Annotated in this window: 12 protein-coding genes; 6 read left to right on the top strand and 6 right to left on the bottom strand. The window is 61.7% G+C overall.

Annotation, left to right across the window (positions count from 1 at the left end):
• The first annotated feature begins 694 nt into the window (after positions 1–694).
• Positions 695–904, top strand: a complete 210-nt coding sequence (locus EDE08_RS29295; protein ID WP_131872224.1) for a MerR family transcriptional regulator — start codon at positions 695–697, stop codon at positions 902–904.
• Positions 905–1,051: 147 nt separating this feature from the next.
• Here EDE08_RS29295 and EDE08_RS29290 read toward each other — a convergent pair whose 3' ends face one another.
• The 6 genes from EDE08_RS29290 to EDE08_RS29265 all read right to left on the bottom strand — a co-directional run bounded on the left by EDE08_RS29290 (position 1,052) and on the right by EDE08_RS29265 (position 11,588).
• Positions 1,052–1,255 carry a hypothetical protein gene (locus EDE08_RS29290; protein WP_131872222.1) on the bottom strand — a complete coding sequence of 68 codons (204 nt, stop codon included), beginning with the start codon at positions 1,253–1,255 and terminating at the stop codon, positions 1,052–1,054.
• A 193-nt stretch (positions 1,256–1,448) separates the two neighbouring features.
• Positions 1,449–4,850: a TM0106 family RecB-like putative nuclease gene (locus EDE08_RS29285; RefSeq protein WP_131872220.1), complete on the bottom strand. Its 3,402-nt coding sequence runs from the start codon at positions 4,848–4,850 to the stop codon at positions 1,449–1,451.
• 26 nt (positions 4,851–4,876) lie between these two features.
• Complete coding sequence (locus EDE08_RS29280) at positions 4,877–7,111, bottom strand: DEAD/DEAH box helicase (RefSeq protein ID WP_131872218.1); 2,235 nt, start codon at positions 7,109–7,111, stop codon at positions 4,877–4,879.
• The gene (locus tag EDE08_RS29275) at positions 7,080–8,393 is read right to left on the bottom strand and encodes an ATP-binding protein (RefSeq protein ID WP_131872216.1); all 1,314 of its coding nucleotides are present in this window, start codon (positions 8,391–8,393) and stop codon (positions 7,080–7,082) included. The genes EDE08_RS29280 and EDE08_RS29275 overlap by 32 nt, the downstream gene beginning before the upstream one ends.
• Entirely contained in the window at positions 8,390–10,714 is a 2,325-nt protein-coding gene (locus EDE08_RS29270; RefSeq protein ID WP_245524907.1) for a tellurite resistance TerB family protein, read from the bottom strand. Before EDE08_RS29270 ends, EDE08_RS29275 begins: the two co-directional genes overlap by 4 nt.
• A gap of 472 nt (positions 10,715–11,186) precedes the next feature.
• On the bottom strand, positions 11,187–11,588 hold the full coding sequence (locus tag EDE08_RS29265) for a hypothetical protein (protein ID WP_131872212.1): 402 nt from the start codon (positions 11,586–11,588) through the stop codon (positions 11,187–11,189).
• Positions 11,589–12,254: 666 nt separating this feature from the next.
• Between EDE08_RS29265 and EDE08_RS29260 the strand changes: the two genes are divergently transcribed.
• From EDE08_RS29260 to EDE08_RS29235, 5 genes are all read left to right on the top strand, one after another.
• Positions 12,255–12,557: a hypothetical protein gene (locus EDE08_RS29260; RefSeq protein WP_131872210.1), complete on the top strand. Its 303-nt coding sequence runs from the start codon at positions 12,255–12,257 to the stop codon at positions 12,555–12,557.
• Positions 12,558–13,299: 742 nt separating this feature from the next.
• The gene (locus tag EDE08_RS29250; protein ID WP_131872206.1) at positions 13,300–13,533 is read left to right on the top strand and encodes a hypothetical protein; all 234 of its coding nucleotides are present in this window, start codon (positions 13,300–13,302) and stop codon (positions 13,531–13,533) included.
• Positions 13,534–13,691: 158 nt separating this feature from the next.
• Entirely contained in the window at positions 13,692–16,460 is a 2,769-nt protein-coding gene (locus EDE08_RS29245; protein ID WP_131872205.1) for a T6SS phospholipase effector Tle1-like catalytic domain-containing protein, read from the top strand.
• Between the two features lie 131 nt (positions 16,461–16,591).
• A complete protein-coding gene (locus tag EDE08_RS29240; RefSeq protein ID WP_165936253.1) occupies positions 16,592–17,275 on the top strand; it encodes a response regulator in 684 nt (227 codons plus the stop codon).
• Positions 17,272–19,209 (top strand): sensor histidine kinase, encoded by a 1,938-nt coding sequence (locus EDE08_RS29235; protein WP_131872201.1) that lies wholly within the window; start codon positions 17,272–17,274, stop codon positions 19,207–19,209. Before EDE08_RS29240 ends, EDE08_RS29235 begins: the two co-directional genes overlap by 4 nt.
• Positions 19,210–19,487: the final 278 nt, after the last annotated feature.

Genomic DNA, 19,487 nt, shown 5'->3' with positions numbered 1-19,487 from the left:
AGACTGCTAGAGCGCAGTTGATGGCGAGCCTAGGATGGTACCGTAAGGGCTGCCCGAGCCCAATAACGTTCCTCGCAGCGCCGTGCCGAAGGGCTGATTGAGCCCTCTGCCGAAGAGAGGATCAAACGGAGACCCCATATAAAGCCCCAAAATTCCAAGTTGAGTGACCCCACATACCTGATGTGGTGGCTTCCCGCTTTGGTACAAGCCGGGGAGGAACAAAAGTCCTACGAGCATTGCTTGCGATTAGGCGGGCACGCTGCGCAATCTCCGCTATGGCCTCCGCTAAATGAATTCTACGATATAGTGATTTCGAGCTAAGCTATTGATTTGAGTGGCACAATCTGGTGGGGTCGAACCACCGACCTCCTGTTCCACATTCTCAGCGCAACCTCTCACCACGTAAGCGACCACAACCTGCGCATCCGAGTCCGTCCGATTTGCACGCTACAGCGCTCTGGACTTGGCGGCGGCGTCAGGAACCCTTTGTTGGGCATCGCAGACAAATTAGATCAATGCATCTCGGGCACGCGCAGATGGTGTCGAACGGGTCAGCAGGAGCCTGTCACTGTCAGAACGGCAGCGCCTTCTGGCGAGCCCCGCATCGACACCGTCGCGCCATGGATATGCGCATCTCGCTCAGCGGGGCTTTGATCCGATTGGGGGGAAATCATCGAAGCACATGCAGGGACTCATGGTTGACAATGATAGCAACAACCGGCGCCGGCTCGTCGTGTTCAAGGACGGCTGCCGCTATGGCAAATTCGGAAAGACTAAGGCTTATGAGCTAATCGCCCACGAGAGGATCAGGGCTTACAAAATGGGCGGCAAGACCATGATTGATCTCGACAGTGTGGATGAATATCACGCTTCGCTGCCAAGGGTTGAAACGAGAGCGAGCTAGGCCGGCGATCTCCGCAGCGAGACGGCGGTCGCACTGTCGGTAGACCGTCGAGGCGATCAGACCAACTCTACATTAAATGCACGCATCCAGCCCAATCGGCAGCAGGCTTACAGATCCGCGGGGCTTATTTTTGTCGTCCTGGCCAAGCTAGCGCCGCACCACCTCGTCGCGCCGCCGTGGCTTTTTCTCCGTGTCGTGAGCGAATTGGACTTCCACTACATCGCCGTCGAACGCGCCTTCCTCGTCGAGCAGATCGACGCGGTTCGAGCGGCCGTGCGCGTAGTGGTCGCCGCCGGACTCAGTATCGCAACCCAAGATCTGCAACGGCTCGTTTAGTGTGTTGTCGGACATTGGGACCCATCGTCATTGGAGGTAGCAGATCGCGGATCAGCGGCGCGCGATCAGCGCCTTTCGATGTCAGTCGCGCGCCAAGCGCGAGTCGACCGCCGAAGTCGTCCAGAACAAGGTAAGTATCTTGCTCGGGATCGTCGGGGGTAAACACTGCCACGTCCGTGTTTCGCCGACAGACATCTGGTGAACGACATCAGACTGGCGTCGCCATCTCCAAATAGCGGCAAAAGGCATTGGCGAGCTGCATCTGCCTTGGGGTCCGGCACTCCGCTTCAAAGACACGTGGCGAAGCAACCATCACGCAGATGCACTTCGCACGTGATGTCGCCACGTTCAGGCGATTGGCGCTGTAGAGGAATTCCATGCCGCGCGGGGCATCGAGGTGGCTCGAGGTTGTGACGGAATAGATAACGATCGGAGCCTCCTGCCCCTGAAACTTGTCGACCGTTCCCACACGCCCACCCGGGATGCGCTCTTGCAATTCAAAGACTTGGGCGTTGTAGGGCGCGATGATCAGAATGTCGTTCAGTTTGATGACAGCCTCGACGTCGTCCCGGTTCACCCAAGTCGTGGCGCTTCCTAGGATGTTCGTCACGAGGTCACGAACGGCATCGGCTTCTTCCTGCGACGAACTTTGGTTGCCGGAATGCTCGATCGGGAGGTAGCGAAGGCCTGCTCCCCTGAGCTTTCCTGTTGACTTGACCTGCTGCTTCTCAAGACCAGGCCGCGAAAACAGCCTGCTCTCGTAGAAGAGCTCCGAATTGAAGGCGCAGATTGTCGGATGCAGCCGCCAGGTTTCCGGGAGGAACAGGCCGCGATCGGCAGGAATCGTGGCATGCGGTCCAAGGATATGGTCCAGCGCCGAGGCATCGGCGCCATCTGGATGGCTTCCCTGAATGGGTTGTTCGAGCTGGCGGGGATCACCGAGAAGCACGACACTTTTGGCCGATTGCGAGACCGCGAGCACATTTGCCAGGGACATCTGGGCCGCTTCATCGATGAAGAGCACGTCAACGCATTGCGAAGCGTCCGGCCTGGCCCAGAACCAGGCTGTTGCTCCGCCCACTTGAGCGGTGCCGCCCAGCGCGTCGAGAAATTCACCGTTGTCCTTGGTGAAGGTCAGGCTCGGCAGATCGTCCTCATCGTCAGAAACCTTCTGCACGCAATGGATAGCTCGCTGCTCCTCACCCGCGGCTTTGATCACCTCGTCCAGCAGATTGCGAATGACCTTGTGACTGTTTGCAGTAATCCCGATCGTCTTTCCCTGTTTCGCCAGGCCGCAGATCATCCGGGCTCCTGTAAAGGTCTTTCCAGCACCAGGCGGGCCTTGCAGCGGGAACACGCTCCGATCGAGCGTGAGCGCCACACGAATAGCGGCGGCAAGACTGGCTTCGCCTTCCTGCTGCGGTGGCAGTCCCTGCAGACGTGGCGCCACGGCCAAGACCAAGTCGCGGGCCGCCCGATAGTCGCCATCCGCCTCGATGCCGTGCTCGGCCACATGCTCGCCAAGCCGCATCACGGCGTCTGCCAGTACCTGAGTATCGACAGAACTATGAGCAAAGACCGCTGGCGGATGAACGTCCGCGGTATCCTTGCGCTTCTTGATGTCGATCGTTCTGGCCTCAAGTGATACGGCTATGACTTTGCCGAACTTGTCACCCCCGATGGTGTGGAGGTCATCCCCGGTGCGAATATCGGTATCCTGTGGGGCAAACCGGTAACGATGGGTGGGCACCTTTCCCTTCCCGGGCACCTCTTCCAGAAAGACGATGTCGGCGAGGCCGCTGCGCTCATGGAGGAGATCGTCGGCAGACAGGTCGCGCAGCCTGAAGTATTCCCACCAGACGGCCTTCTTCTCGCGGCCGTGCCAATCCAGCATGGAAGCAAGAAGCCATCGCCCCTTCTGCTCGTCCGTGCGTTCGTTGGCGTCGTCAGGCACGCCCTCAAGGAGGCGAGCCGAAAGTGTTGCCACCTTCTGCTGCCAGGCGGTCAGCTCCTCGCTCAGTTCAACTACCACCGCGGTAGGCCGGGCGATTGTCGCCCCGTTTGCGATCTGGTCGGCTCGAAGGGCCTCAAGCCAACGCCGCAGCGCCTCCGTGGAGGCGCAATCGTCATTGTTATAACCTTTGACAGCCGCCTTATCGTCCTCCGGAATGCCCTCGGGGTCGGCCATCTCCAGCCGCGCCTGGGTTCTCGCCATCACGACCCCGACCTCCTCCAGAGGGACCGATCGATTGAATCCGTAGAGCGGCTCGAGCTTCTTGATGGAGTAGCTTTCCACGCTGGCGCGGATCGCGTGGCGAACCACTGCATAGAGATCAACGAATACCTCTCCACGGAGAAGGTTGTCGACGTCATTCTCTCGCGTCGCATACCGTCCCATCAACCGCTTCAGCGCAGCAGGCTCGTAGGGAGCGAAGTGATAGATGTGAAGGTTCGGATGGGTTTTCTGCCGTTCGACGACGAAATCAATGAACCGCTCGAACGCAGCCCTCTCCTCATGGCGCGTGGACGCCCAGTCGCCGGTATATTGCCAGACCCCGCCGTCATCGGCGTAGAGGTAGCCGAACAGGAACTCGAGCCCACCATCACCGACAAACGGATCTCCCTCGAAATCGAAAAAGATGTCACCCGCTGACGGTTCGGGTAAACGAAATAGCCCAAAACCCGGCTCGAGCGGCAGGACCTCGTGCAACATCGCGTCTGCGGTCCGCCCCTCGACCTGAATCCGTGCCTGTTCGCGAACCCTCTCGTAGCTGCTCGCGGCCCCGCGATCGGGTCGCCACGGCAGAGGGATGGGCACGGCTGCGAGCGCCGCCATCGTGCCGACGCCGCGCTTCTCTAATTCGCCGATCTGGGACTTGCTGATACCAGCGACGAGGGACATGTGGTCATCCGCTCGCCTCTTTTCTTCGCAATGCCGACGCCACCTGCAAACGTCACAATGATCGATCGGCTCGGGATAGGGGCCGACGCTAGTGCCGGCCGGTCCTGCGATCGCTCGCTCCAAACTGCCTCTCACATGGCGATAGTAGGCTGCATAGTCGGCGATCCGGTACGCTTCCGGTTCGAAGTTCGTCCCAGGTGTCACGACATGGGCTGCAACAGGCGCTACGCCCTGTATGTTCGACAGCATGTCGGAATAGAGGCTGATCTGAAGGACCGTGTTGCCCTTGGTCTCCCGGGCCAGCTTCGTATCGGTAACCTCATAAGACCACGCACCTAACCGACTTGGTTTCTCCACGCGAAGCAAAATGTCGGCCCGCCCGTTCCAGAGGCCGACCTGGAGTGCTCCTTGAGCGATGACCGCATCGCCCCGCGCCATCGCCTCACGCGTGGCTGCCACTGCCGTACCGTCGACACCGATCCCGCCGATCTGCGTGACCGCGAGCCCTCCCGATTTCAAATGATCGATATAGCCCTGCTCATGCTCAGCGCCACGCGCGGCCAGTGCTTCGAGGACGGGGTCCCAGATCTTTGGCTCGGCCAACTCGCCGTTAGCGACCTTGAGGTCGAGATTGGTCAGATAATGACAATTCAGGTGCCCGACGAGGTCGCCCGCACTAAGGTTGATTTTGGCGTCGAACTTCTGCATTTCCCCCGCCAAATTCTGACGCTGCATCACAGCTCGCTTGCAATCTCCGGTATATTGTCTATTTCCGCGCCGTTTTGTCTAGCCCATAGAGATCGCGCCAGCGTCGCCGGCACCTGCTCCCGGAATTTACCGGCGGCGATGTTCTCGACAAAGGCAGAGACGTCAATCGCACTGGTGCGATCAAGTTGACCTAGCCCTCGCAACTTCGGCAAAGCCTCAGTTGCGTTTGTCTTGGCAAGCGTCAGACCGAGGTCATGGACTTGCCCCGGCAGTCCCGCCATGGCCGCCGCGGCTCCAAACACAGCGGTTGCTTGGGAGCCCCGCCAGAGGAACAGGTGCAGATCACGCTCTTCTTCGACGACCCTTCGCTTTTCGAGGTCAAGCTCACGGAACGTTTCTCGCCCCTCAGCCAAGAGCTCCCGCGCCTTATCGTCGAGATATGGTGGCTCGTCAGTGGACAGATAGACATTACGCATCTCGGCAGCCAGCCGGTCATGCAGGCGCTCGCCGTCGGCACGTTCAAACCGGGGTACGACGCCTCCCGGATGCGGGGCCACGAAGAGGGTGTTGGTCTTTTCGTCGACATCGTTGATGATCCATCTGCGGCCCGCAAACACCACAAGACCGTCTTTATGGACCGGGAAAGATATTGGCAGCGTACCGAGGGTCTTGCCCTCGATTGTCAAGCGCCACTCTTCTGCTGACTCGAACACAGCAAAGAAACTTCGGGATTGAACCGTCTGCTCGCCCTTCTCTGCGAGCATGATCAGGCCATCACCCGATTGCTCAATGAAGCGGATCGTGTCGGAAGCGAGATGACGAAGGAGATCTGCAAATTCTCCGGTCGAGATGGCGGCGAAAGGCCCCGCCCCGCACAAGAGATCGTAGAGTGGCCGCGCCCTGATCCCACCCCGTTCAGCGATGACAGAGAGGATCTGGTGGATCAAGGTTGAAGCGACCTCCGGCACCTGGCCGGCCGGCTCGACGAATTTTTGCAGCAGCAGCCGAATGACGGCGACCGAGCGGATGGTATTCGGCCTGAGCCGGTCGATCACGCCGGAACGTTGATCAATGTTCGGCTCACGCACATAGACACGAAGGACCGACGGTACGCCTTTCCGCCGACCCGTTCTACCGAGCCTCTGCTTCAGCGACGAAAGCGAGCGAGGTGCCCCGATTTGGGCAACCGATTTGACCGATCCGATATCGACACCCAGCTCTAGGGTCGAGGTACAGATCGCGGTCGTCGGCAATTTTCCATCCTTAAGTCGATCCTCCAGCTCTTCCCGAAGGGTCTTGGAAAGACTGCCGTGATGGGGAAAGAACTCGTTCGGCACATCTGCCTTGTCCGACCTCCTGCGCAGGCGATCGGCAGTGGACTCGACGGTACGCCGTGAACCTCCGAAGACGAGGTTGTTGGAAGTTCGCAGGGTCTTGAACAAATGGTCCGCGATATCGTCGAGTGCGATCCTGCGCGGCATTTCTTCGACGTCCGTTCCTCCTTCGGCGTGATCGGGATCATCAAGCTCGGGTGGCTCGACATAGCCACGGATCTGCAGCTTGAGTTCGGGAGAATCAGACTTCGCTTCTAATATCCGGACAGTCTCCGGCGAGGTTGGACGGAGCCATGCTGCCGCCTGAAACAAATCGCCGATGGTTGCGGACAGGCCGACGCGCCGCGCTGGCCGCTGGGACATGGCATCGATGCGGCGCAGCAGGCTTGCGAGATGGAGGCCGCGCGGTCCCTGAAGGAACGAATGGACCTCGTCGATGACGATGAAGTCAGCCGACGACAGCAGACGTTTTGCATCGGCCGGACGCCGGGCGAGCATCGCCTCGATCGATTCCGGCGTGATGAGCGCGATCCCTTGCGGCTTGGAAAGGGCCCGCTTCTTGTCTCCCTGAGGAGCATCGCCGTGCCATTTGACGACAGGGATCTCCATGTTCTCGCAGAGTCCCTCGAGACGTTTGAACTGATCGTTGATTAGGGCCTTCAGCGGACTGATATACAGGACCGAGAATCCAAACTCTTTCCTGTCAGCGATCGCGGTCAGGATCGGCAGAAAGGTCGCTTCTGTCTTCCCCGCAGCAGTTGTTGCAGCAATTAGAACGTCGCGGTCATCGTCGAGAACGGCAAAGATTGTGCGCGCCTGAATCTCGCGCAGCTCATCCCATCCCTGATCGTGAATCCATCGGCGGATGGCCCCGTGCAGTTTGTGGTAGGCCCCCTCAAGAGTTGAGTCGGAGGCTGGTGAGCTCATCGCCGTCTCCACTCTCTTCGCTCGATGCCGTATCGTCCGGAGCATCCGGGGCAATCGGTATGCGATCAAGCAACTCCTGCCACTTGACGCCGGGGTTCTGTTCAAGGACAGCGAGCATCTGCACGAATGCTTTCACGGTCGAACGAGGCGTCCGAAAATAGGACTCACCGATCTTGCGGTTGCAATACTCCATGAACGCGGTCAACGCTTCGTCCGGCACCAGGAATTTCGCGGGATCTCCGCTTGCGAAGACCAACCTGATGTTGGTGAGGAGAACGAAGAGATCTTCTGGCGTCAGGCTCTGCAGCCGGATCACTGGGCCAGAAAAATCAACAAGCCCGCCGCTCGCAAAGCTGTTTTCCGCCAACCTGGACTGCAGGGCCTCATAGCTAAACACACCTCGGCGCGTGTCCAGCAGGAAGTCGGGCGTACCGCACATGATGAAGCCTATTCCTGAGGTCATGCCTTGGAGCGAGTCGTTCACTATGTCGAGAAGCTGTTCATAGTTCTGCTTGCGGGACTGGGAATTCTGAAGCTTGTAGATATGAGCCATCTCGTCAAACATGACCAAAAGGCCACTATAACCTGCAATCCGCACCAGGCAGCCGAGACATTTCAGCGACTCATAGACATTTTCGTCGTCGATGATGCTTCTGACACCGAGGTCCTTTTTGGCATCCGTTTTGGTTGAATACTCCGCGCGGAGCCAACGAATAGCGCATTCTTTCAGGGCGTCGTTGGCCTCTTCGCTTCCTCGCCAATAGGCCTTCAATACCGTAGCGAAATCGTAGCCACCTGAGAATTGGGTAATCGCCTCGAGCTTCTGGTCGATAAGGCCTTCAACTGCGACGCCCTTCTCGCCAGCTTCCTTCACCGCATCCATCACCAGACGCTCGGTGATACTTTGCAGCGCACCACCTTCAGGCTTATTGCGGGTCGCCATGTTGTTCACAGCTTCCGCATAGAGCGCGCGCGCCTGACCGGCGCTTGCATGAATGCGCCGATTGGGCGACAGGTCGGCATGCATCGTCACGCAGCGCTGCTCTAATGCGATGAGGCGCACGACGCCGGCGAAGAACGTCTTGCCGGCGCCGTAGTCACCGATCACGAAGCGGACGGCGGCTCCCCCATCCGCGATCCGATCGATGTCGCGCACCAGTGCACCGATTTCGCCCGCGCGGCCGACTTGGATGTGGGGCAGGCCGAGACGTGGGACGACACCAGCGGACAGAGCCTGTATGATCGTGTCCCGTTCTCTGGGCTTAATCGGCTTCTTGTTCATGCAGCCTTGTCTTTCATCTCCGAGAGGCGTCCACGGAGGTGCGGCGCTAGCACCACGACGTCGCCATCTTCAATCAATGCATCATCGAAACGATCAAAAGACCAGTCGTTGATTCGCTCGATAGCCCCATCCGGAAGCAGTCCGATGTCTCTCGCATGGCAATCGAACTCGGATCGTGGCATCGATCCGCGCTGTTCGAGCAGCTGAACGAGCTCAGTATACGGTCTGTCCAATCCTTCCCAGGCAATCTTGGCATCAGGCTTGGGAGGCGATGGTTCTGCCACATCCTCGCTGAAAATATCGGACAGGAGCCCTGCGACAGCTTCGGTCTCTCGACGTGTGCGGGCAAGCTTGGCGGCATCGATCTTGATACCAGCGCCGCCTATCTGTTCCGCCGGCTTGGCGGGATCCTTCGGGATGGGGATGCCAGCGGCGCGCGCCTCGTCGCTGATCGAGACTGGCTCATCAACCCGCTCGGCGGCCGCCCGATGAAGGCTCTGATAGACCGCCTCGCTTGGAAGGCCGAGGGATTTGTGCAGCCGTTCCAGGAATTTGACTTCGCCGATGTCGATACTCGCGCCGCCGCCCACAACCGCGACAGCCGCGTCCGCGATTGCCCGACGTTCGGCCTCCCCAACCTCTTGCAGCTTGCGAAAGACGCGCGCCTGCTTGGGAGGGCTGTTAAACGTCGTGACGGCAAACGCGATCAGACGTGCCTGCTCCACGCCGGACAAGTCCGGTGTGGCCCGAATTCGGCTGATTGTACGCTGGAGCTCTTCATAGCAAGCGTCTCCATCGGAGCCGGCTGCCAGCACCGCGACTTCGATCTGGGTTCTTGCCGCTCGAAACGCTGGCCGAGAGGGATCGACAGGGCCACCATTCGCGGCCCTGAAAATAAAGACCTGTTCGTCGGCCCGAGGAACACTGCTGCCGTATCTAGGGTCCGGCTCGAGCGCCACGTCGATCACATCCAACGCTCGTCCTAACTCTTCAGCAGCAGCTGTGGGGATCTTTCCGCTGCTGGCGACATCAAAGCCCGCCATCTCGAAGATCATCTGAGCCGTGGTGCTCGCGCGGCCCTGGGCTCCCAGTGCCGTCTCGACCTGTCGACGAAAGTCATCGATCGCCGCTGAGCCCGACTGTTGCCAAATATCGGGGGGTAACAGTCCCGCAGCCACGACGGAATTGCGGAGGTTTGGTTTGCGCCCGACGAAGCGGCTGAATCCATCGAGCTCGGCTGTGCAGTCCTCGACCAGGGTTCGCAAGGCATCGAGTTGCTTCGTAAGGCCGGACACGTCAGGATACTGTTCGTGCGGTCCGTGAACATCGACGGTGAATGCGCCACTGGCAGCGCGATATTGCAGCGAGATCCGCTTGTTCGTCCGTATGGAAAGACCGCTCGGATATTGCTGAGCAAAGCGCTTCGCCCACAGAGTGACAAACTCGTCAAAGCATCGCACCGCGGGCGTTCTGAGATGAGTGTCCGGCATGGCCAGAACCCACCGCAGAGCGTCATCTGCCGACGATAAGACCGGTGCCTCCAACAGTCTTTGACCGAGATACAACCGCGTCGCGAGGTCCATTTCGGAGTTCGCGGCACGCTCCGCTGACAGTGCAGGCAAATCGATAGGCGCTGCCAATTGAACGTTAGCAATATTGAGAAAGTGGTTGGCGTAATGGTGAAACGACCCGTTCGTACCGTAGATCGCGAGAAGCCTCTTGACCTCGCCGATCAGTGACGCAGCGTCATCACCCCGCTCGACGAACATACGATGCTCGAGCCCATAGAAAAACATGAAGATGAGCCCAATGCCGTAAGCAGGATCCCGCCTACCTCCGAGCATCCACTCAAGGAATGCCCGACGGGCGGCCGGATCCATCTCCGCGTAGGAAGGCCAATATGGCATCGAGCTTCCATCAATATCCGCGCGCTGGGCTCGAGCAGACAGATTGGGATTGATCGCGTATTGTGCGGTCACACCGCCGGGCACGGCGAGGCAATCACCAAGGTAGAAAAGGCCGCCCGTGATCTCCACCTTTCCAAAGGTCACTCGCTCGTTGGCGTGCACCCATCGGGCCAGCGCACTGCCCTGCCGAGAGGGACTGCCTCCGGCTAGCGAAGGGCGAATGTCGTTCTTGAAGGTTGGCTCGCGTGCAGGCGGTCTCGGCGGCGCCTCGCGCCGGGTGGCCCAAAAGAGAGCGCGCAGCAGAAGATAGAGGCCACCGCAGACGATGGCGGCTGCTCCGATCACAGCGGCGTTCTCGACGACAAAGTGGTAGATCGCGACGGCAGCAGCGATCATCGCCCCGACGATAAGCAATGCGGCCTCGCCGCCCTTTGTCGATTTTCCCCGCCGCCGACCCATGCCATCTATCAACCGAGCGTTCCAACGCTCGTTCAGCTCCCTGACTGACCTTCGCATGCCGCACAACTAGCGGTAAACAGTCTTGCGAATTCCCTACCTATATACCGCCGCCCTCGTTGGAGGAGCAAGTCGCTTGCTCACGAACGGTCAAAACGCTGTCGGCTGGATTCACGCTGCGAACGGGCGCCCGGCCGACGACTGGCGTGGGTGGCTTAGCATCAAAGAGCTCGAGACGAAGTTCTTCGAATAGTTGACGGCTGGGGCCACAAGCGCGCGTCTCCGTTAGGCTCGTCACGGACCGAGAGCTATGATTTCCTCAATGCGCCTTGCTCTCGATGGTCCCTTCGAAGAGGCATTTGCGCAGTCGAACTACCAATCGGCGGTCACCCGAGCGGATTTCTCGTAAGGATCGTAGCAAGCTGTCCGATCACAGAAGCAGCCTTTTCCTCGCGGCCAAAAGCATTTCCGGCGGAATCTTGTGGACGTTGACGATGCGTGCTTTCTCACACTGGAAAGCTGTCCCTGGCGCGTCAGGATCATCTTCGACCACGCACTCGACTTCAACTTCATAAATGCGCGGATATTCGTGGTGAGCTGCCCAAATTGCAGCTTGGTCAAATAGCTTCACCATGTAGATGCGATCGTTCCGACGGATATCTGGCGAAACATCGCCATTTTGCGGTACGTCGGTCACCGACGGCGGCAAAATATACTCGCCTATCTGTAGGCCGAAGTTGCCGCCATGGAAGTAGCGTGGTGGCTTCTTACAAGGAAGCAATCCCTTGGCGGCGAGACGCCTGCGTTTCCTTTTCCCCATTCTTTCGTTCATGGCCCCGCCGACCGACTTTCTTCTTCCCCGGTTCGAAACATACAGCACTGGCGAGAACGCCGACTACGGCACGTTGCTAACCGCGGTACGAAAATCTGCGTCGCGCGATCAGCGCTCTCGGCGTCGGTCCCGCTCCGAGCGGCAATCGAGTCGCCCCCAGGTCGTCCAGTACGAATTAGGTCTCTCCCTCGGCATCGTGAAGGACAATGGATGGGGCACGCATGACGCGAGCCTACCCTTAACCTCGCGGTAGATCTCTCCGAGATTTCGGGTCAGAGCCGGGTTCGATTCCAGTCGGAACAACTGTCGCGACGGAACGGCATGGGGCATGGCCGCTACCGGGCAGCCTGCTGAAAAATTTTTTAGCTGTTAATAGCACGGCCACTTGCTGGTATTTGTGCTGGTATCGGCAGCAATCGACGATAAAAGTGGCTTCAAATTCAAATGGTTATGGCTCTAGGCAATTATCGGCCAGGGGCACCACGCTTCGCCCTTCGGGCTACGCGTGGCGCGGCCATGCGAAGCCCGAAGAAGGGCGAAGCGTGTCCGGCGAAGCCTCTTGGCGAAGACGGACTGGCTCAACACACTCAATCTCCCCCACCCTAGCCATCTTCCCATGCCCCCTGTATAAACCGGCAGCTTCTTCCGTCACTCGAAGGAGCTCACATGAACGACCTGCACGCGTGGCTTTCGCAGCAACACCACGGCTTGCGGACCTTCCAGACCTTTCAGCAAAAGCTCGAGACGCTCGGCCGGGACGATCCCGCCCAGCGCGGACTATGCTGCCTGTTGAGCGGCCTCGTCGGCAGCTATGTCGAGGCCTTCGACGAGGCCCCGCTGCCGGTCGACGTCGCCGATCGCGCTTACCGACGCCTGCTGGCGCTGATCGGCAGCCTCGATCCGCACGGAAACGCCGACCGCCGCCTCGCCGACATCAATCGCGTGGCGACCTGCGACTTGTGGCGGTGACTGGCAGGACGAGCTGGCACAGATCAACTTTCAAACAACGGGACACGCCAGTACAGCCTCGCGACGCATGGCGCCCGAGCCTTGCTTCTCTCGACGCCCCCTCGTTCGAAAGGGCGCAGGGAAGGCCGGGCGCCGGCTGGCACCCGCGGTCCGCTGTGCGCAAATTGCGCGAAGACAGATGCACAGCGGCATACAGGGCAGCCTGGACATCCCGGCCTTTCCCTGCGCAGTGGTTTGACGGCTTATGGCGCGCTCTCCCCGGGGAGCGATGCACTATTGCCCCCGTCGCCTTGCGGATGACCGATGCGCGGACCCGGTCGGGCCGCCACATCACCGCAAGCCTTGACGCACAGCCCCCGGGCGTCAGGACCACACGCTTTTGCCGTACGCGAATCGCACCGGTCGTGTGCGCGCCGCTCAACCGCTCACGGGCCAAACCCGCCCTGCGATCGCAGGCGCGCCGATGCGCTCCACACCCACCGCCACCCGGCCCACGTATCGTGACGATCGCGAAACGCCCCTATCCTTGGGCCGGGGTGAGCGACACATACGATATTTCCGAATTTCGGTCAATCGGAACTTTTCTGCCATACCCTTGACTCTGCCCGAGCACGGGAAGGCGGCGCCTGATCGACCGTCGCGCAACCGATTGACGTTGCGCGGAACGCCGCCAAGCGTTCGACTTCGCTGGGCTAAGACCTATATCCTCTGGCAGTGATGTTGATGCAGCGGGACAGCTTCGATGGCCAGGAGACGCACGACGGATACGGACGCCGACGACCTGCCCCGCTATTTCGTCTGGGTCCGCGGGCTCGAAGGGCCCGAGCCGCAGAAATGGATGGCGATGGATTTCGGTGTCGGTGACTGGAAGCGGCCGCTCGTGCTGGCCTATCTGGAACTGCCGGAGGACGAGCGACACCTGTCGCTTGCCATGCTGGCGCGTCGCTATCCGCCGCCACGGGTCGACCTGTCGTAGGCCGGGGCAGCGCCAGGGTTACATGATCGTGCTTGCTACCTAAGGGCGTCCTGATCCAGGATGCACCTTTATTTCCGTGACGCAAGCATTGATTGAAACCGGAGCATGCGGCCTGAAACGGGCCTGAATCTTCTCCGGTCGCATTGTCGGAGGAGCCCATGACGCACAATGACGGCGCGCCGAACGGCGATCCCATTGGACATCACGAGGCACCCGACGGCTCGAATGCGGGCGCGGCCACAGCCCCATCGCGGCGCAAGTTGGTGCTGTTTGCCGACGGGACGGGCAACGCCTTCACCGCGCAGGAATCCAGCGTCTGGCGACTCTATGAGGCGCTCGACCACACCGAGCCGGACCAGATCGCCTACTATATCAAGGGCGTCGGGACCGCCGGATGGGCCCCGCTTGCTGCGCTCGACGGCGCCACCGGCATCGGCGTGCCATCCAACGTCCGAAAACTCTATCGCTTCCTGTGCTGGAATTGGCGGGAGGGCGACGAGATCTACATCTTCGGCTTCAGCCGCGGCGCCTTCACCGCGCGCACGCTGGCGGCGCTGATCGCAAGCCAGGGGCTGGTGCCGGCGGAGATCAAGGGCGAGCCGCTCTCGCATGCCGAGATGGGACGCAACGCCATGGCCGCGTGGCGGGCCTACCGCAAGAAGTCGGTCGGCTATCGCAGCCTTCCAACGATCTGGATTGCACGCTGGATTCGCGACCTGCTTCTCCTCATCTATCATTTCGTCTGCAGGCACCGCTCCTATGGCTCGGTCCGCAAGGCGATGGCCGGCCGCAGGAACGTCAAAATCGAATTTCTCGGGCTGTTCGACACAGTCGAGGCGTTCGGCGTACCGATCGAGGAACTGCGCACGGCGATCGACTGGTCGATCTGGCCGATTTCATTCCGCAACCACGAACTCTCGCGCGCGGTGAAACGTGCCTGTCACGCGCTCGCTTTGGATGACGAGCGCACCAGCTTCCACCCCTTGCGCATCGACCAGAGAAGACTGAAAGAGACGCACCAGATCGTGGACGAGGTGTGGTTCGCCGGCGTGCATTCCGATATCGGCGGCGGTTATCCGGAAGCCACCCTGTCCTTCGTCCCGCTGGTCTGGATGATCGAGCAGCTCGGTGGGCAGCTTCGTTTCCAGAATGGATCCATCGAGCATTTCCAGGCCTATCAGTCGGCGATCGGACCTCGCCATGATTCACGCAGCGGCGCGGCGGTGCTGTACCGATACGATCCTCGTCCGATCATCGGTGGCCGGGAGAATGGCGGCCCGCCTGTGGTGCACTTCGCGGTGGTCGAACGGATGTTGTTCGGCTGCGACGACTACGCGCCGATCATGCTTCCTGCGAATGCACGCGTGCTGATGCCGGACGGAAGCATCCAGGAGCTCACCGACGGCGGCACGCACGAGGCGATGCAGGAGGCTTATCTCAAGAAGGCGAAGAGCCTGGCGAGCAAGGAGGGGGCCGGCGCCTTCACCGCCATGGCAGCGCCCGACGCCGAGATGGTCAATCTCGCGCACGGCGCGGTGTGGTGGCGACGCATCGCCTATTTCTCGCTCCTCGCCATGGCGGGCGTGATCGTCGCCTGGCCGTGGATCGCGCGCAAGATCGTCGAACTGTCGGTGGATAACGGCCTGCGCGATACACTCGTGCTGCGGATCATCACCGACATCGACTGGGGTCTCGGCGCCTTGGTCGGGTCCATCGCCAACACGCTCAGGAACGTATTGCCGTCCTATGCCGGACCATGGCTCGACATCGCGCTTTACTATCCCTTCCTGACCTCGCTCCTCGTGCTGCTTGCGTGGGGCGTCTGGCATGTGAACTCCCGGCTGCGCGATGGCATCCAGGAGCGCGCGCGGCTCGCATGGTACCGGCCGGACCGCAAGGCAAGCGTGAAGAACCTCAGCAGACTGAACTTCTTGTTCAAATTCGGCGGCTTCATGCAGAGAAATGCCGGCTGGATACGTTTCCCGTTCGCCAAGTTCGTGATTCCGGTCGTCTCCATCATCGCGATCTATGGCTTGGGTCTTCTGATCGGCTCGAGCAGCTTCTTCACCTGGCGCGTCGCGACGGGACAGGTTTGCGAGAGCCCGGAAACAAAAGCGGAAAGGGAAACGAGAACGGGGGCAAAGGTGCCGGCGAATATCGCGCCGGCCAAGCCAGTAGGCGACGACGCCGTGCAGGCGGCCGAGCCATTCAAGGTCGACCAGTTCTGCTGGGCGAGCAGGCTCGCGGTCGAAAAGGGCCGCAAGTACCGCGTCTGGATCGATATGGAAGACCCATGGTTCGACCGCACGATCATGACCGGCGTCAACGGATTCCAGACCTACGAAATCCATCACTACTTCGCCTTGCCGCTCCGGCGGCTGTTCGGCGCGAACTGGTTTCAGCCGCTGGTGCGCGTCGGCGAGAAGGGCTTGAACGACCAACCGCTGCAAGCCGTGAATGCGATGTCCTCCGACGAGCTGCCCCGCCGGATGAATCCGACCCTTCCCGCGGAAAAGGACAACGACAAGTCGAAGAACAGATATCCCGTCCATCTCGAAGATGCGACGGAGCTGCCAGATCCCGCCGACACGGAGAAGCTGAAGAAACTGAAGAGCGACGTGGTCGGGATGAGCACATTCGATGCGCTTCCGAAGAGCGATACGGCCCGCAAGGTCTGGGACGCACAGAAGCTGGCAGACCGGATGGTTGCCGAATTCGTGGCACCGGACTCCGGTGAGCTGTTCTTCCACGTCAACGACGCCGTGCAGATCTTTCCGGGCTTCCTGCGATGGATGTTCCCGACAAGATACGCCGCCTATTTCGGACCGGACGACCAGTACTACAGGAACAACAGTGGCACGGCGCGGATGACGGTGCAGCGGCTACCGGTCCCCGACAAGCCGGCGTCCTCGCCCGCGAACAAATAGAGCCATGACCGGCGTGATCCGCCGCACTCCGCAAGACTTGCCGCCCCCATGATTATGGGTGTCGCGGCATCCGCGCTGCGGTTAAACTTGCCTCGCGCCGCGGGGGACACGCGGGTCGCGGGACGATGATCATGACCGAACAGGGCGAGACGGGTGAAGCCATCACCATCCTCCTCGTCGAGGACGACGCGCCGACCTGCTGGCGGCTTCAGGATGCGCTGGTCAAGGCTGGTTACGAGGTGCGTAGCGCCGGCACGCTCGCGGAGGCGCGGCAGGCCCTCGGCGTCGCCGCGCCGCGCGTGCTGCTGACCGATCTGCGGCTGCCCGACGGCCACGGCGTCGAGCTGATCCGCGAGATGAGGCAGCGCTTTCCGGACACCGAGATCATGGTGATCTCCGCACTCGGCGACGAGGAGAGCGTGATTTCCGCGATCACGGTCGGCGCCACCGGCTATCTGCTCAAGGACGCCTTTCCCACCGACATCGCCACGACCGTTCGCGAACTCGTCGCGGGGCATTCGCCGATCTCGGCCTCGATCGCCCGTTTCATCGTGCGCAGAACGCAAGGCGTCGCGCAGAACTCGGCGGAGCCGCCGCGGGGGCCAGCGCTCAACACGGCGAAGCTGACCCCGCGCGAGATCGATATCCTCTGGGGCATCGCGAAGGGCTTCAGCTATGCCGAGATCGCGAGCCATCTCGGCCTGTCCAGGCAGACCGTGCCGGGCCACATCAAGAACATCTACCGCAAGCTCGAAGTGCACACACGGAGCGAAGCGGTGTTCGAGGCCGTGCAGCAGGGCCTGATCAAGCTGTGAGCGAGATCGCGGCCAAAGCACCGACGGAGGCACCAGCCAAACCCGTGCGGCGCCGGCTGCTGGCCTCGCGCCTCGTGCCCTATCTGCTGTTCCAGGCGCTGATCGTGATCGCCACCATTCTCGGCTTGCGGCTGCTCCAGCCGAGCGACCCCGAGGATTTTGCGCTCGGCGGATTCGCGCTGCGGGAGGACGGCGTCACGCGCCCCGTGACGCTGCCGCATTTCACCTCGTCGCGCTACGCCCTGGCAGACCCGCCGTTCTACACCGGCGCCTTCACCTTCCAGAGCAGCGATGCAGCTTCGGGCTGGTCGGTGTTCCTGCCGCGCTTCAGCAACGCGGTCGAGGTCGCCGTCAACGGCGTCGTCGTGCTCGACTCCCGGCGCGACGCCAATGCCAACCGGCCCGACCGCAACACGCCGCAGATCGCACTCATCCCCGCTTCGCTGCTGCGCGAGGGCGGAAACGAGATCACGGTGCGGCTGTTCGTGTGGGGACCGCTCAAGGGCTTCCTCGACACCGTCTATGTCGGGCCGGATGCCGCCTTGCGCCCGGCCTACGAGACACGCACGCTGCTGTTCGTCACGCTGCCGGTGGTGTTCTCCGCCTGGCAGGCGATCCTGGCCGTCATCCTCGCGATCATGTGGCTGATGCGGCGCCGCGAGCCGGTCTATGGCGTGCTGGCGGTGGCAATGGTGCTCGGCGTGGTGCAGGCGTTCGCGCAGGCGCCGGTGCCGCCGGCCACCGCATCCCGGCTCGCCGCGGTGCTGCTGGCGTCCGCGCCGATCGAGAGCGCGCTGGTCGTCGTGTTCGGCGTGCTGTTCTTCGGCTGGCGCTGGCCGCGCTACGGCACACTGCTGTTCGTGCCCGGCATCCTCGTGTTCGTGGTCGGGCTGATCGGGGGCCCGCCGCTGCCGCGGATCCTCTTCCTGGTGCTCGGCATTCCCACCGTCGGGCTCTGCCTGTTCCTGATGGCCTGCGTCACGGCTGCCGCGGTGGTACGGCGGCAGGACGCGGCGAGCTTCATGATCGGCTGCGCGGTGACCATCGTGCTGGTCTGCTGGATCCAGGACATGCTTACGGTGCTCGAGATCGAGACCAACGACCGCATCTTCGTCTCGCGCCTGTCCTATTCGGCGATGCTGGTCGCGATCGGCGCCGGCCTGACCTGGCGGTTTGCCCGCGCGCTGAACCAGGTCGACAGCTTTGCCGGCCAGCTCGTCACGCGGGTGCGCGAAGCCGAGGAACGGCTGAAGGCGAGCTTCGCCCGCGAGGAGGAGCGTGCCCGCGCCGCCGCGCTCGCCAACGAGCGCACGCGCCTGATGCGGGACCTGCATGACGGCCTCGGCGGGCAACTCGTGAGTATCGTCGCGTTGTCCGAGCGCGGCAGTGAGGGCGCGACCATCACGGACGCGGCCCGCGCGGCGCTGAAGGACCTGCGCCTCGTCATCGACTCCATGGACGACATCGGCGGGGACCTGATGCTCGCGCTCGGCTCCTGGCGCGAGCGCGCGACCGCGCAATTGCGGCCGCACGACATCGCGCTCGACTGGCGCGTGGCGACGCCGCAGGGCCTGCCGCTGCATCCCGAGCTGAGGCCATGGCACGTCATCCAGATCGTGCGCATCCTCGACGAGGCCGTGACCAACGCGGTCAAGCACGCACAGGCCCGCCACGTCGCAGTCACCATCGAGACGCATGACGGGAGCCAGGGGCCTTACGGCGTGATCAGCGTCACGGATGACGGCCGGGGCTTTGCGCTGGCCGGCGATTGCGAGGCCGCGGGCGCGGGCCAGACCGCGCGCGGCCTGCGCAACATGAGAAGCCGTGCCGCGCGCTGCGGCGCGGTGCTCGACCTGAGCTCGGATGCCTCCGGCACGCGCGTGCGGCTGCAATTGCCGCAGCGTTTTCCCGATAGCGACATTGCTGCGGGTTGAAAAGCCCCCTCTCCGGACGTGTGGGGCGCACGGAGAGAGGGGACGGGCCGGGTGATTGCCTGCGGAGGACGGGGGGTTCTTCCGCAGGCTCCGCTGGCCCGAACTTTTCTCCCTCGCCCCGCTTGCGGGGCCGCGACGAGCTTCGCTCGCGCTGGGAGAGTCGGGGTGAGGGGGAGTCTCCACGGGGACGGAGGCAGTTGGGATTCGTGGAGAGTCCCCCTCACCCGAATTCGAGCTACGCTCGAATTCGACCTCTCCCCGCAAGCGGGGCGAGGTGA

Origin of the sequence: Bradyrhizobium sp. R2.2-H, assembly GCF_004346455.1 — a bacterium.
GTDB lineage: Bacteria > Pseudomonadota > Alphaproteobacteria > Rhizobiales > Xanthobacteraceae > Bradyrhizobium > Bradyrhizobium diversitatis.
Note: the sequence above shows the minus strand (reverse complement) of the source record. Positions and strands in the feature narration are given on the sequence as shown.

Bases quoted from the DNA above. Each gene is read 5' to 3' on its own strand.
- EDE08_RS29295 (WP_131872224.1), top strand. From the start codon at position 695: ATGGTTGACAATGATAGCAACAACCGGCGCCGGCTCGTCGTGTTCAAG.
- EDE08_RS29290 (WP_131872222.1), bottom strand. From the start codon at position 1,255: ATGTCCGACAACACACTAAACGAGCCGTTGCAGATCTTGGGTTGCGAT.
- EDE08_RS29285 (WP_131872220.1), bottom strand. From the start codon at position 4,850: ATGCAGAAGTTCGACGCCAAAATCAACCTTAGTGCGGGCGACCTCGTC.
- EDE08_RS29280 (WP_131872218.1), bottom strand. From the start codon at position 7,111: ATGAGCTCACCAGCCTCCGACTCAACTCTTGAGGGGGCCTACCACAAA.
- EDE08_RS29275 (WP_131872216.1), bottom strand. From the start codon at position 8,393: ATGAACAAGAAGCCGATTAAGCCCAGAGAACGGGACACGATCATACAG.
- EDE08_RS29265 (WP_131872212.1), bottom strand. From the start codon at position 11,588: ATGAACGAAAGAATGGGGAAAAGGAAACGCAGGCGTCTCGCCGCCAAG.
- EDE08_RS29260 (WP_131872210.1), top strand. From the start codon at position 12,255: ATGAACGACCTGCACGCGTGGCTTTCGCAGCAACACCACGGCTTGCGG.
- EDE08_RS29250 (WP_131872206.1), top strand. From the start codon at position 13,300: ATGGCCAGGAGACGCACGACGGATACGGACGCCGACGACCTGCCCCGC.
- EDE08_RS29245 (WP_131872205.1), top strand. From the start codon at position 13,692: ATGACGCACAATGACGGCGCGCCGAACGGCGATCCCATTGGACATCAC.
- EDE08_RS29240 (WP_165936253.1), top strand. From the start codon at position 16,592: ATGACCGAACAGGGCGAGACGGGTGAAGCCATCACCATCCTCCTCGTC.